Origin of the sequence: Rhizobium anhuiense bv. trifolii, assembly GCF_024346605.1 — a bacterium.
Classification (GTDB): Bacteria; Pseudomonadota; Alphaproteobacteria; order Rhizobiales; family Rhizobiaceae; genus Rhizobium; species Rhizobium anhuiense.
On record NZ_CP098803.1, the window covers coordinates 3,094,024 to 3,107,296 of the forward strand.

Here is a 13,273-nt window from a genome sequence, read left to right on the forward strand (position 1 = left end):
GGCGGCCCGGATCGGCAGACGAGCCGGGCCGCCAGATCTGCCATATGCCAAAAGACCCCGTACCCCAATAAGACCAGGTGAAAACTTGACTATGTCCCATTCCTCCATCGTCGAGAAGGCAGCCGACGCAACAGCAAGGGCAACGCCGGTCTCGGTCGCCCGGCGCGTCCGCGGGCTCTCCGACAGGGCGATCGCCTGGCTGTTCATTGCACCGGCCATCACCTTGCTGCTGGCGATCAACATCTTCCCGCTGCTTTGGGCGGTCTATCTCTCCTTCACCAATTACCGCGCCAACCGGCCGAATGCGCCGGTCCAGGGCGTCGGCCTTGGAAATTACCAGCGCGTCCTCAACGATCCCGACATCTGGTTGGCGATGCAGACCACCGCGCATTTCGTCTTCTGGACGATCGTGCTGCAGACGGTGATCGGTTTCACGCTGGCCTATCTGATCGACCGCAAGTTTCGCGGCCATGCCTTCTGGACGACGATCATCCTGATTCCGATGATGCTGTCGCCTGCCGTGGTCGGCAATTTCTGGCGCTTTCTCTACGAGCCGCAGATCGGCCTCTTTGCCTATGCCGTGTCGCTGATATCAGGCATTCCGACATCGGAGATCCAGATGCTCGGCAACGTCACTCTGGCGCCCTGGGCGATCATCATCGTCGATACCTGGATGTGGACGCCCTATGTGATGCTGATCTGCCTCGCCGGCCTGCGCTCCATCCCCGATTATATCTATGAGGCGGCCGAGGTCGACCGCGCTTCGCCCTGGCGCCAGTTCTGGTCGATCACCGTGCCGATGGCCCTGCCCTTCATCATGCTCGCCGTGCTCTTCCGCGGCATCGAGAATTTCAAGATGTTCGACATGGTGACGCTGCTCACCGGCGGCGGGCCCGGCTCGGTCACCGAAGTCGCTTCGATCACGCTGAAACGCGCGGCCTTCGAAAGCTGGGCGACCGGCCGGGCCTCGGCCTTCGCCATCATCCTCTTCGTCGCGGTGTTTGGCCTCGCCAACATCTACGTCAAGGCATTGAACAAGGTGAAGCAACGATGAGCGCCGCCAACTCCGCCCATTCGGTCGTCGAACCGAGCCTTTCCAGCAAGCGCATCGCCGGCACCATCGTCGTCCTATACGCGCTGATCACCCTCATCCCACTCGTCTGGATCTTCCTGACCAGCATCAAGTCGCCGCCGGATTCGATCAGCTATCCCCCGAAGATCGTCTTCACGCCGTCGCTCGAAGGCTATTGCAACCTGTTCACGACGCGCACCCGGCAAACGCCTGATTATATCGCCTCGCTGCCGGCGCCGGTCGGAGCCTGCGATGAGGTGACGCGCAAGCGCAACATGGTGATCGCCGGCCCGTCGAACTTCCTGCCGCGCTTCGTCAATTCGCTGGTGATCGCCTTCGGCTCCACTTTCCTGGCAGTCTTCCTCGGCACGCTTGCCGCCTATGGCTTCTCGCGCTTCAAGGTGCCGCTCGCCGACGACCTGCTGTTCTTCATCCTGTCGACACGCATGATGCCGCCGATCGCCGTCGCCATCCCGATCTACCTGATGTACCGCGAACTCGGCCTGTCGGACACGGCGCTCGGCATGATCCTGCTCTACACCGCCGTCAACGTCTCGCTTGCCGTCTGGCTGCTCAAGGGCTTCATCGACGAGATCCCGCGCGAATACGAGGAAGCGGCGATGATCGACGGCTATACGAGGCTGCAGGCCTTCCGAAAGGTCGTGCTGCCGCAGGCGACCACCGGCATTGCTGCGACGGCGATCTTCTGCCTGATCTTCGCCTGGAACGAATATGCCTTCGCCGCCCTTCTGACCTCGGGCGAGGCCCAGACCGCGCCGCCCTTCATCCCGACGATCATCGGCGAAGGCGGACAGGACTGGCCGGCGGTCGCCGCGGGCACGACGATCTTCCTGATCCCCATCCTCGTCTTCACCATTCTTCTGCGCAAGCAGTTGCTGCGCGGCATCACCTTCGGAGCCGTCCGCAAATGAGCCATCTGATCGAGACACGCACTCCCGCCCGTCCGAAGCGACCGTTCTTCCTGCGTCGTGGCCCGATGGAGACCATCGCCACCGTGCTGATCGGGCTCGGTTTCCTGATGCTGTTCCAGCCCTTCCTGCTGGTGCTCTACACCTATTCGCTGGTGACCCTGCTCATGGGCACCGTCATGTTCATCATCGTTTCGAAATTCCCGGAGTGAACCATGGCGGATATCCGGATCGAAAATCTCCGCAAGGAATTCGGCAGTTTCGTCGCCGTTCAGGATTCGAGCTTCACCGTCCATGACGGCGAGTTCCTGGCGCTTCTCGGACCTTCCGGCTGCGGCAAGACGACGACGCTGCGCATGATCGCCGGCCTCGAGCTGCCGTCGAGCGGCAAGATCTATCTCGACGGCGAGGACGTCACTGTCAACCGCGCCAGCGCCCGCGACATCGCCTTCGTCTTCCAGCTCTTCGCGCTCTACCCGCATATGAACGTGCGTAAGAATATCGGCTTCCCGCTGCTGTCGCAGGGCATGGCCAAGGCCGAAATCCGAGCCCGCGTCGAGGAGACGGCGCGCCTGCTGCAGATCGACCATATTCTCGACCGCTCGGTGTCCGGCCTTGCCGGCGGCGACCGCCAGCGCGTGGCGCTCGGCCGCGCCATCGTCCGGCGCCCGAAATGCTTCTTGATGGACGAGCCGCTCGGCACGCTCGATGCCGAATTCCGCGAGGTCATGGTTCATGAGCTGCGCGAACTGCACAACCGCATCCACGCGACCACCGTCTACGTCACCCATGACCAGCACGAAGCAATGGCGATGGCCGACAAGATCGCCGTCATGAACCATGGCGTCATCGAGCAGTTCGGCACGCCGCAAGAGATCTATGCCAAGCCGGCGACCATGTACGTCGCCGATTTCATCGGCTCGCCGCCGATGAACTTCATGCGCTTCACCTCGGGCCTGAAAAGCGGCGACCGCTCCATCCTGCTCGACGGCATCGATGTCGCCGTTCCCGAAATCCACCAGGACATGGCCGAGAGCGAACTGGCGCTCGGCGTCCGGCCGGAGCATATCCGCTTCAGCGATGCCTCGGCGCTCCGCGGCGCCGTCTATGGCAGCGAATATCTCGGCACCAACCAGGTCGTCGCCGTGGAAACCCCGGGCGGCCTGATCAGGGCCCGCGTTCCAGCCAATCGCAGCTTCCGGATCGGCGAGAGGGTCGGCCTGGAATTCAATCCGGCAAAACTCGCACTCTTCGACTGCAGGTCGGGCCGCGCGGTGCCGTCCTCACTCTATCAGGAGACCCGGCATGGCTGATGTCGTCCTCAGGAATCTCGCCAAGCGCTTCGGCGATACCCAGGCTCTGGCCGATCTCGATCTTTCGATCCGTGACGGCGAGTTCGTCGTGCTGCTCGGTCCCACGGGTGCCGGCAAGACCACGACGCTGCGGCTGATCGCCGGCTTGGAAAGACCAGATAGCGGCCGCATCGAGATCGGCGGCCGCAATGTCGCCACTGAGGCCCCCGCCGAACGCGACGTCGCCTTCGTCTTCCAGCAATATTCGCTCTATCCGCATATGACGGTTTACGAGAATCTCGCCTTCCCGCTGAAGGCGCCGGTCCGCAAGCTGAGCGCCGAGGAGATCGATCGGCGCGTGCGCGAGGTCGCGCGCATGGTCCGGATCGACCATAAACTCGAGAACCGCTCGACCAGGCTTTCCGGGGGCGAAATGCAGCGTGTCGCGATCGGCCGGGCGCTGGTGCGCCGGCCGGCCATCTATCTGATGGACGAGCCACTGTCCTCGCTCGACGCCAAGCTGCGCGCCGAACTGCGCCTGGAACTGAAGCGTATCCAGAAGGAACTGGGCTCGACGCTGCTCTACGTCACCCATGACCAGGTGGAAGCCATGACCATGGCCGACCGCATCGGCATCGTCGCCGAGGGAAGGCTGATGCAGGTGGGAACGCCGCGCGAGATCTACGGCAATCCCGCCAACCTGCACGTCGCCGCCCGCCTCGGCCAGCCGCACATCAACCTTCTACCGGCCGACCTGCTGCCGGGCGGCCAGCCGCCGGCCGGTACGAAGACCGTCGGCGCCCGCACCGAACATCTCGATATCATCGTCGGCAAGGACGCCAATGCGGAGATCGACTGGATCGAGCATCTCGGCGACCAGAACCATCTGCACATCAGGGTTGCCGATCCCAAGCAGCCGGCGCGGGATCACAAGCTCGTCACACTTGCGGATCCTTATCTGGCGATCGCACCGGGTGACCGGATCAGCTTGACGCTGCGCGATCCGCTTTATTTCGATGCGGCTGGACAGCGCCTGTCCTGACCGGCAAACAGACACGATGATGGCATGAAAAACAAACAGACGGGTCTCAATCGATGAAACATTTCTTCAATCGCAGGGAAAACATCGTCACCGAAGCCTTGGACGGTCTGCTTCTGACGAGCAGCAATGGTCGTCTCGCCCGCCTCGACAGCTTTCCCGACATCAAGGTGATCCTGCGCGCCGACTGGGACAAATCGAAGGTGGCGATCATCTCCGGCGGCGGCGCCGGCCACGAACCCTCCCATGCCGGCTTCGTCGGCAAGGGCATGCTGACGGCAGCCGTCTCCGGCGAAATCTTCGCCTCGCCGAGCGTCGATGCCGTGCTGACGGCAATCCGTGCCGTGACCGGCCCGAAGGGCTCCCTGCTGATCGTCAAGAACTATACCGGCGACCGCCTGAATTTCGGCCTCGCCGCCGAAAAGGCGCGCGCCGAAGGCTTCGACGTCGAGATGGTCATCGTCGCCGATGATATCGCCATCCCCGGCATCAACCAGCCGCGCGGCGTCGCCGGCACGCTGTTCGTCCACAAGATCGCAGGTTATCACGCCGAAAGGGGCGACGATCTGCAAACGGTCGCGGCCCATGCCGCCGCCGCCGCCGGCGACATTGTCTCGCTCGGCATGTCGCTGTCCACCTGCAGCGTGCCCGGTCAGGCGCATGAGGACCGTCTCGGTGCTGATGAAGGTGAACTCGGCCTCGGCATCCATGGCGAGCCCGGCGTCGAGCGCATCACCCTGCAGCCGGTCGCCGATATCGTCGCCACCATGGTGGCGCGCCTGTCGCCTGCGCTGCGCGAAGGCGCAAGCCATGCCCTCCTCATCAACAATCTCGGCGCCGTGCCGCCGCTCGAAATGACCGTCATTGCCAAAGCAGTACTGTCCTCCAGCCTCGCCGCTCGCATACAACTGATCATCGGCCCGGCGCCGATGATGACCGCGCTCAACATGAACGGCTTCTCGCTGTCGCTGATCCGGCTGGACGCTGTTCGCGAGACGGCGCTGACGGCGGCGGTCGAACCGCATGCTTGGGTGCCGGCCGTCGAACGCCACGAGATCAGCATCATCGCCGCACCGAGAACGGCGGCCGGCTTGAACGGCGCGGCCGTGGCCGGGGAAAACACCCGCAACCGGCGCTTGATCACGGCGCTCTGCGAGCATCTGATCTCGCAGGAAAGCGAGCTCAACCGGCTGGACGGCCGCGTCGGCGACGGCGATACCGGCTCGACGGTCGCCGCAGGCGCCCGCAGCGTGCTTGCCCGCTTGGACATGCTGCCGCTCGACCGACCGGCGGCAACGCTTGCCTGCCTCGGCGACATTCTCGGCACCAGCATGGGCGGGTCGAGCGGCGTGCTGCTGTCGATCTTCTTCACCGCGGCGGCAAAGGCGATGGCCGATAAAGCCGATATATCAGCCGCCCTGCTTGCCGGGCTCGACAGGATGACGTTCTATGGCGGAGCCGGAGTCGGCGACCGGACGATGGTCGATGCGCTGTCGCCAGCGCTGCAGGCGCTCGAATCCGGCGATATCACCGCGGCGGCAAGGGCAGCGGCAGCGGGTGCGGAGTCGACAAAGACGATGTTGAAGGCGAGAGCCGGACGCGCCTCCTATGTCGGCGAAAGAGATCTGGCGGGCGTCGCCGATCCCGGCGCCGTCGCGGTTGCCGGCGCGTTCGGCGTGGCGGCAAGCCTCGCCTGACCAAAGAGACGTTTGAAAGCCCGCGGGAGGCGCGGCGACAGGGAGGATGGCAGTGCAGGCGGAACCGGTGCTTGTGGCGGGATTGATCGAGGTGTGCCGCGCGACGATCGCTGATAATACAGATCACCTCTGCGCGCTCGACCGCGCCATCGGCGATGGCGATCACGGAACCAATATGCGGCGCGGCTGCGAGGCGGTGAGCGCCGAAGGCGAAAGCCTGTCCAGCCTGCCCTTTCCCGAAGCCGTGGAAAAAATCGGACTGACGCTGGTAATGAATGTCGGGGGCGCGGCCGGGCCGCTCTACGGCACGCTGCTGATGGAGATCGGCCGCGAGCTTCGCAAAAGCGAGGAAAAGGCCGATTTTTCGCAGGTGCTGAAACAGGCGATCGACGCCGTCGCCAGACGCGGGCGGGCGCATGCCGGCGACAAGACCCTGCTCGACGTGCTCTATCCCGTGCATGCCGCGCTGGCGAAGCGGTCCCCGCTCGGTGACATCGCCCGCAAAGCCGAGCGCTCCGCCGACAGGACGGCCGCGATGAAGGCGATGCGCGGGCGCGCCGCCTATCTCGGCGACCGTTCGATCGGCCATGTCGACCCCGGCGCGTCGAGCTGCGCGCTGCTGACCACGGCGATCTGCCGCTATCTCGGGGAGCACCGTCAGCAATGAATGGAAAGACCACAAACGTAGGCATCGTGATCGTCTCCCACTCGCCGCTGGTGGCAAGGGGCATCGCCGACATGGTGCGGCAGATGGTCGGCGACTGCTTGCCGCTCGCCTGGTCGGGCGGCAACGTCCACGGCGAGCTCGGCACCGATGCCGGCGGCATCCTCAAGGCGATCGAGGCGGCCTGGTCCGATGCCGGCGTCGCCGTCTTCGTCGATCTCGGCGGCGCCGAGACCAACAGCGAGATGGCGATCGAAATGCTGGGGCTTCCCCGCGCGGCGCTCGTCTCCATCTGCAACGCGCCTTTGGTCGAGGGCGCCGTCATCGCCGCCGCCGAGGCGTCGGGGGGCGCATCGCTGGCCAAGGTCGTCGCCACAGCCGAGGAACTGTCCCCTTGATGACGAGCGGATTGCGTAGTGAAAAGCAGGAGCCCGAGCCATTGCACCTGAACTGCCAGACGGAAGTGGAAGTCAAGCACGGCGTCGGGCTGCATGCCCGTCCCTCCGTCACCTTCACGCGGCTTGCCAAGTCCTTCCCCTGCTCGATCGAGGTCGCCGTCAACGGCAGCGATGTCTGGCTGAACGGCAAGAGCATCATCAAGATCATGGGCGCGAGAATTCGCAAAGGGTCGATCCTCCGGATCCGCGCCGACGGTATCCTCGCCGAAGAGGCGATCCGCGCCCTCAAGGAACTCATCGAGCGCAACTTCGATGAGGAAAAGAAACATGGCCGAACCGCTTAGACTGAAAGCGAAGAGCGCATCCCCGGGCATCGCATCCGGCCCGGCCTTTCTCGCGGAAGAGCCGAAGTCTCCTTCCGCGGAGCGGCCGGACGTCCCCCCTGTGCCCAACGCGGCCGGCGGATACGGCGCGCTGGAGAAGGCGATCGACATCTCGATCGGCGAACTCGAGCGCCTTGCCGAGGGCACTGACGCCGAAAGCCGCGATATCATCGATTTCCAGATCGAGGTGCTGCGCGATCCGACGATTGCGGAAGCGACCGGCGCGCGCATGCAAGCCGATGAGAACGTCGTCTTTGCCTGGGTCACCACGCTCGACGCCTATATCGACGAACTCGAAGCGGCCGACGAGGAGCAGATGCGCGCGCGCGCCGTCGACATTCTCGACATCAAGAATCGTGTGCTCGGCGCGCTCGCCGGCAACCCGATCGCCGATTTCCCGACCGGCTCGGTCTTCGTCGGCAAGGACATGGAGCCCAGCCGCTTCCTCGCCCATGACTGGTCGAAGGGCGGCGGCATTGCGCTGTTTGCCGGCAGCGCGGCCGGCCACGTCGCCTTGCTCGCCCGGGCGAAATCGGTGCCGATGGTGGTCGGCACGGGTCGCTTTTCGGCCGCCGACGGAGATCCCGTCAGCGTGGATGGCGACGTCGGTGCGGTGATCCTGCAGGCTGGCGGCATGCTGATCCCGCCCCTGGCACCTGCACAAATGCCCGCCGCCGACACGCAGATCGCAAGCGGCGAGCTGCGCACCGCCGACGGTGTGCCGATCCAGCTGTCCATCAACATCAACGATCCCGCCGAGATCGATGCACTCGATCCGGCAACGGCAGGCGTCGGCCTGATGCGCTCGGAATTTTCAGTTGCCTCGGTCGCCGATGCCGCCAATGAGGAACGCCAGCTGGCGATCTACCGCCGGGTGCTGGAGCGGGCGGGCGATAAGCCGGTGATCATAAGAATGCTCGATATCGGCGGCGACAAGCCGCTCGCCGGCCTCGAAGACCTGCCGGCTCTCGCCTCGGGCTTGCGTGGCATTCGGCTGTTGCTCGCTCAGCCGGAAATCGCTCGCGTGCAGGCCCGCGCCCTGCTGCGCGCCGCCGTCTTCGGCAGGCTATCGGTGATGCTGCCGATGGTGACTTTTCCCGACGAAATCGACAGGATGCGGGACATATTTCGCGAAGAAGCCGAAAGACTCGGCCGCCGTGCCTTGCCCCACCGGATGCCGCCGATCGGCATGATGGTGGAGGTGCCAGCAGCCGCATTGATGCTCGACACCTTCGGCTCGGCAGCATTCTTCTCGTTCGGCACCAACGATCTCACCCAATATCTCGCCGCCTCGACCCGCGACAGCAGCGAAGCCGATACCGGCAAGGCCGCACCCGCCGTGCTCCGGCTGATTGCCCAAGCGGTCAAGCTTGCCGCCGGCAAGCCCGTCAGCATCTGCGGCGACATGGCCGGCAATCCGCACTATCTGCCCGGGCTGCTCGCCGCCGGCCTCCGGCATTTTTCCGTGGCGCCGGCCCGGCGTCCCGCGATAAGATCGGCGATCATCGGCCTCAACGCCGATGGCACAAGGGCAGCCGGAGAATAGGATGGCGCGCGAAGACACCGAAGACGCCATTATCGCCTACAAGTCCATTCTGGCGCAGATCATCGACAACAGGCCATCGGGCACACGCCAGCGCCTGGCGACGGCGCTTGGAAAACATCGAAGCTTCGTCACCCAGATCACCAGCCCGACCTATGCGACGCCGCTGCCGGCGCGCCATCTCGCGACCATCGTTCGCGTCTGCCATTTCAGCGGTGCCGAACAGGAGCGTTTTCTCGAAGCCTATCAGGCCGCCCATCCCGGCAAGCTGCCGGATCTCGGCCATTCCGAGAAGTTGCGGCACCTGTCGCTGATGGTGCCAGATTTCGGTGACGACAGGAAAAACCGCCTGCTGGAAGAGGCGATCTCGGATCTGGTGCAGAAAATCGTCGCGATATCGGGTGCGGAATGACGAGTGAGCTGATTGACGTAACGTAATGTCTTTAGCCTTGGGAGAGGCTTGATGAAGAAGTTCATGAACACTGCGGAAACCATGGTCGCCGAAAGCGTCGAAGGCTTCGTGCGCGCCCATGAGGCTTTCGTGGTGTTCGGGGCTGAGCGCAAATGCATCCGCCGCCGCCATCTCACGTCAGGCAAGGTGGCGCTGATTTCAGGCGGCGGCGCCGGCCATGAACCGATGCATATCGGCTTCGTCGGCCAGGGCATGCTGGATGCCGCCTGCGTCGGCCATATCTTCACCTCGCCGACGCCAAGCCAGATCATCGCCGCCATCGAAGAGACCGATACCGGCGCCGGCTGCCTGCTCGTGGTCAAGAATTACGACGGCGACCTGATGAATTTCGAAATGGCGATCGAGATGGCCGGCGACCGCCACAGCCTCGACATGGTCGTCGTCAGCGACGATATCGAAACGTCGAGAACAGGCGAAGGCCGCGGCCGGCGCGGCGTCGCCGGCACGCTGATCGTCGAAAAGATCCTCGGTGCCGCGGCCGAACGCGGCATGCCGCTTGCCGGGCTGAAACAACTTGGCGAGGGACTGAACTCGCGGATCCGCTCGATGGGTGTGGCGCTCAACGGCGTGACGGTGCCGCAGACCGAACGCAGCACGTTTTCGCTCGGACCCGGCGAGATGGAAATGGGCGTCGGCATCCATGGCGAGCCCGGCCATGCCAGGCTGCCCTTCTCCGCCGCCGACGCCATCATCGGCCAGCTCTGCGAGACCATCGCCGACGATATCACGGTGGCGCGGGGCGCCAGCGCCCTGCTTTTCGTCAACGGCCTCGGCGGCACGCCGCCGGCCGAACTCTACCTCGCCTATAACAGTGCTCGCCGTTTCATCGAGGAAAAAGCCATGCCGATCGAGCGCTCGCTTGTTGGAACCTACGTCACCTCGCTCGACATGCAGGGATTGTCCGTCACCCTCGCCTTGCTGACCGACGAGGAACTCGCGCTCTGGGACGCGCCGGTGGCAACGGCGGCGCTGCATTGGCCGTGACCGCATCCTGCCGTGCGTCTCTCCAGGAGATAACTTTATTCTTAAATCGATGCCGAATTGCGGTTCATGGCACTCCGAAGAATTGACCGACCCTGTCGCGGAGAGCGGCCTCTTGCTCAGCGCTGCCAGGATAGTCGAAATGCCCCGCATCCAGGATGAAGATCTCATTTGGTTTCGGTATCGCATTGGCGACAGCGAACTGGCAGGGCGGTGCCACCGCAGGATCGAAAAGGGCGACGGCCGTCAGCATCGGCACCCTGATCCGTCTGGCGGCGGTCGCCGCATCGTAGAGGCGCAGCGTCTCGAGCGCATTTCCATGTTCTGCCTGATATTCCTGCACCGACTGGGCGCTGCCGACAGTTGGAAGCTTCAGCCGTAGCTGCTGGTGCCCGAAGCTCGGCAGTGCCAGATGGCCGCGATCGATGCGCTCATCATAGGCGATCGCCATCGCCCCGACCCCGCCACCGAAGCTGATGCCGCTATAGCCGATATGGCCGGAGAGCCAGGGGTAGAGTGCGACAATCGTGGAAACGGCAAGCCAGATATCCTCGACACAGCCGCCGATAATATAGGAGTCCGGCTTTTCGATATCGTGCAGCACATGCCAGGACGGATTCTGGGAGATTGGCGGATGGGCGCTGAGCGACAGCCCGCGGCAACAGGGAAAGAGGATCGCCGTTTCCTTGATCGGCAGCTCGAAATCAGGACGATCCCGCCCGCCGTAACCATGGCCGACGACCAGACCGCGCCGGACCTCCCCTTCACGCGGCAGGATGAGCCAGCCGCCGATCCGGAATGCGTCTGTGGAGAGATAGACGAGATCGAGCACATGCCAGTCGGGATGGGTGATCCGACTGCGCGAAAGCACCGGCTGCGGATCGACCGCCAGCGCCCTGCGATACCGCGCCTCCCAGAAATCGTCGAAACCCTCGGGCGCCTCCGGCGGTTGAACCGCGAGAAGCTCTTCGAGCCGCATGCCGTAGGTGGGATCGAAATCAAAGGGGTGTGTCTTCGGAATGCTCATCCGGGCTTTGTCCCGTGAAACGGCGGGCTGCGCAAGCCTGGGATCCACGCCCACCTCCACCAGCCGCGGGCCTGGCTCAGTCCGTATTCTGCCCCGCCGCCTCGAGGATCAGTCGGGTGATCTCGTCGGGATGGGAGATCAGTGAAAGGTGGCTGGCCTTCAGCTCGATCGTCTTCGCGCCCATGCGCTTGGCCATGAAGCGTTCAAGATCGGGATTGATCGTCCGGTCCTCGGTCGAGACGGCATACCAACTCGGCTTGGAATGCCAGGCGGCCTGCGTTGTCTTGCCGGTCAGCAGCTCTTTCTGGAACGGTTGTTGCACGGCATAGAGCACTTTCGCCTTCGCCTCCGGCAGGTCGCCGGCGAAATCACGCAGGAAGGCCTCCTCGCTGAGCCGGCCCTCGTCACCGTCGAAGACGATGCCGGCCGAAGCCGGTGGAGTCGGGAAGGTCTTGGCGAGAGCGGTATAATCCTCGCCCGCATCCGGCGCCCGGGCTGCGACATAAACGAGCGCCGAAACATCAGGGTGAACGCCGGCCTCGGTCACGAGCATGCCGGAAAACGAATGCCCGACCAGAACTGTCGGGCCGTCCTGCCGGTCGAGCACTCGCTTCACGGCAGCGACGGCCTCGGGCAGCGTCGTCAGCGGATTCTGCACAGCGGTGGCATTGAGCCCGGCCGCCTGCAGGCGCGCGATCACCTCGGTCCAGCACGAGCCGTCGGCAAACAGCCCGTGCGCCAGCACGACGTTGCGCGCCTTCACCGGAGCGGATGTCGCGGCCATGCCGCGGGTGGCGAGCAGAGAAGCGGCGGCGCCGGCAACAAGGGCGGCCGAGAAAGTCCGTCTGTTCATCATCATGATCTGGTTCCTTGTGGGTCAAGAAATTGAAAGATCGAAAGCATGTCGGCTCAAGCCTGAAGAACCGAAGCCCAGTCGAAATCGGCTGATCTACAATGCGATGTCGGGATGGTTCGCCTTGCCCGGCGCAAGGCGTCAACCTTCGCCCCGTTGCGCTCCCGCATATTCAAACTCGGCATTTGAAGCGGCTTCATCTATGCAGAAGCCTGCTTGCTGGAGACTTATGTATTCCCATCCGGTCCATGAAGCCATCCATCCCACCGCGCACAATGGCGTCCTTGCCGGCAGGCGTCGCCATGCGCAACCGCATGCCCCTTCCGGCGCACACACTGCGCCAGGGCGAACGGCTGCGCCGATCTCAGGACAAACATGAAGCTATCATGCAGGCGATCGCCGACGGCGAGATGGCATCACGGCGCATGCGCGCCCACATGCTGAACGCCGCCACCTCGCTCAGCCGGTTTATCGAGGCCGGCAAGCTGATATGAGCTTGACGTCCTACGGCACGGGGCAACGGTATTTATAGGCCATCAAGGTCGTCATCAGTTCGTCGCCGGTGGCCTCGCGTATGCCGGGGTTCTCATCCAGGAATCTACACAACGTATTGCCGATCGCCTCAGCGGTGGTTCCAACCGGGACGCACAGGTTTACGCCGACGGAATTGGCAAAATAAGCCGAGTTCACCATCGCCTTCGGTGCAGGAACGGCTTCGGTGAAAATACGGCGGGCCAGATACTCGTCCCGGCTCCACTTGTCCAACCAACCCGCGACATATCCGACGACAAACTGCCGTGAGCCGCCGCAATCAGAATAAAGGAGATCACCGCTGGCAAATCCGGCGGGAATCTTTGCTGAAACCGTTGCCAAAAGGGTGGCGATAAGAATGCCCGACATCGTATCTCCAAAGCTCGCAATAG

At 64.0% G+C, this 13,273-nt stretch carries 15 protein-coding genes and 1 pseudogene; 13 read left to right on the plus strand and 3 right to left on the minus strand.

The annotated features are described in order from the left end of the window. Positions 1-85 precede the first annotated feature (85 nt). The 12 genes from NE851_RS23975 to NE851_RS24030 are packed head-to-tail and all read left to right on the plus strand — an operon-like array spanning position 86 to position 10,473. Positions 86-1,054 (plus strand): carbohydrate ABC transporter permease, encoded by a 969-nt coding sequence (locus tag NE851_RS23975; RefSeq protein WP_047610372.1) that lies wholly within the window; start codon positions 86-88, stop codon positions 1,052-1,054. Further along, the gene (locus tag NE851_RS23980) at positions 1,051-2,004 is read left to right on the plus strand and encodes a carbohydrate ABC transporter permease (protein WP_028757828.1); all 954 of its coding nucleotides are present in this window, start codon (positions 1,051-1,053) and stop codon (positions 2,002-2,004) included. The genes NE851_RS23975 and NE851_RS23980 overlap by 4 nt, the downstream gene beginning before the upstream one ends. Next, a complete protein-coding gene (locus tag NE851_RS23985; protein WP_183907375.1) occupies positions 2,001-2,213 on the plus strand; it encodes a hypothetical protein in 213 nt (70 codons plus the stop codon). The genes NE851_RS23980 and NE851_RS23985 overlap by 4 nt, the downstream gene beginning before the upstream one ends. A 3-nt stretch (positions 2,214-2,216) precedes the next feature. Next, a complete protein-coding gene (locus NE851_RS23990) occupies positions 2,217-3,314 on the plus strand; it encodes an ABC transporter ATP-binding protein (RefSeq protein ID WP_183907377.1) in 1,098 nt (365 codons plus the stop codon). Further along, on the plus strand, positions 3,307-4,335 hold the full coding sequence (locus NE851_RS23995) for an ABC transporter ATP-binding protein (RefSeq protein ID WP_183907379.1): 1,029 nt from the start codon (positions 3,307-3,309) through the stop codon (positions 4,333-4,335). Before NE851_RS23990 ends, NE851_RS23995 begins: the two co-directional genes overlap by 8 nt. Before the next feature lie 53 nt (positions 4,336-4,388). Continuing rightward, positions 4,389-6,029 carry a dihydroxyacetone kinase subunit DhaK gene (locus NE851_RS24000; RefSeq protein ID WP_183907381.1) on the plus strand — a complete coding sequence of 547 codons (1,641 nt, stop codon included), beginning with the start codon at positions 4,389-4,391 and terminating at the stop codon, positions 6,027-6,029. 46 nt (positions 6,030-6,075) lie between these two features. Beyond that, entirely contained in the window at positions 6,076-6,696 is a 621-nt protein-coding gene (gene dhaL / locus NE851_RS24005) for a dihydroxyacetone kinase subunit DhaL (protein WP_097542336.1), read from the plus strand. Further along, positions 6,693-7,091: a dihydroxyacetone kinase phosphoryl donor subunit DhaM gene (dhaM, locus tag NE851_RS24010; protein WP_028757823.1), complete on the plus strand. Its 399-nt coding sequence runs from the start codon at positions 6,693-6,695 to the stop codon at positions 7,089-7,091. Before dhaL ends, dhaM begins: the two co-directional genes overlap by 4 nt. Next, positions 7,091-7,435: an HPr family phosphocarrier protein gene (locus NE851_RS24015; RefSeq protein ID WP_028757822.1), complete on the plus strand. Its 345-nt coding sequence runs from the start codon at positions 7,091-7,093 to the stop codon at positions 7,433-7,435. The genes dhaM and NE851_RS24015 overlap by 1 nt, the downstream gene beginning before the upstream one ends. After that, positions 7,419-9,020 (plus strand): putative PEP-binding protein, encoded by a 1,602-nt coding sequence (locus tag NE851_RS24020; protein WP_183907383.1) that lies wholly within the window; start codon positions 7,419-7,421, stop codon positions 9,018-9,020. The genes NE851_RS24015 and NE851_RS24020 overlap by 17 nt, the downstream gene beginning before the upstream one ends. 1 nt (position 9,021) lies before the next feature. Next, positions 9,022-9,429: a hypothetical protein gene (locus tag NE851_RS24025; protein WP_028757820.1), complete on the plus strand. Its 408-nt coding sequence runs from the start codon at positions 9,022-9,024 to the stop codon at positions 9,427-9,429. A 51-nt stretch (positions 9,430-9,480) separates the two neighbouring features. Beyond that, entirely contained in the window at positions 9,481-10,473 is a 993-nt protein-coding gene (locus NE851_RS24030; RefSeq protein ID WP_183907385.1) for a dihydroxyacetone kinase subunit DhaK, read from the plus strand. 64 nt (positions 10,474-10,537) lie between these two features. On the opposite strand, the gene NE851_RS24035 is transcribed toward NE851_RS24030, so the two are convergent. Beyond that, entirely contained in the window at positions 10,538-11,497 is a 960-nt protein-coding gene (locus NE851_RS24035) for an acetylxylan esterase (protein WP_183907387.1), read from the minus strand. A 76-nt stretch (positions 11,498-11,573) separates the two neighbouring features. Further along, on the minus strand, positions 11,574-12,356 hold the full coding sequence (locus tag NE851_RS24040; RefSeq protein ID WP_183907389.1) for an alpha/beta fold hydrolase: 783 nt from the start codon (positions 12,354-12,356) through the stop codon (positions 11,574-11,576). A 226-nt stretch (positions 12,357-12,582) separates the two neighbouring features. Between NE851_RS24040 and NE851_RS24045 the strand changes: the two are divergent. Continuing rightward, a pseudogene (locus tag NE851_RS24045) lies at positions 12,583-12,844 on the plus strand (FCD domain-containing protein); the annotation flags it as partial. Positions 12,845-12,854: 10 nt separating this feature from the next. Here the strand turns inward: NE851_RS24045 and NE851_RS24050 are convergent. Then, positions 12,855-13,250 carry a hypothetical protein gene (locus tag NE851_RS24050; RefSeq protein WP_028757815.1) on the minus strand — a complete coding sequence of 132 codons (396 nt, stop codon included), beginning with the start codon at positions 13,248-13,250 and terminating at the stop codon, positions 12,855-12,857. Positions 13,251-13,273: the final 23 nt, after the last annotated feature.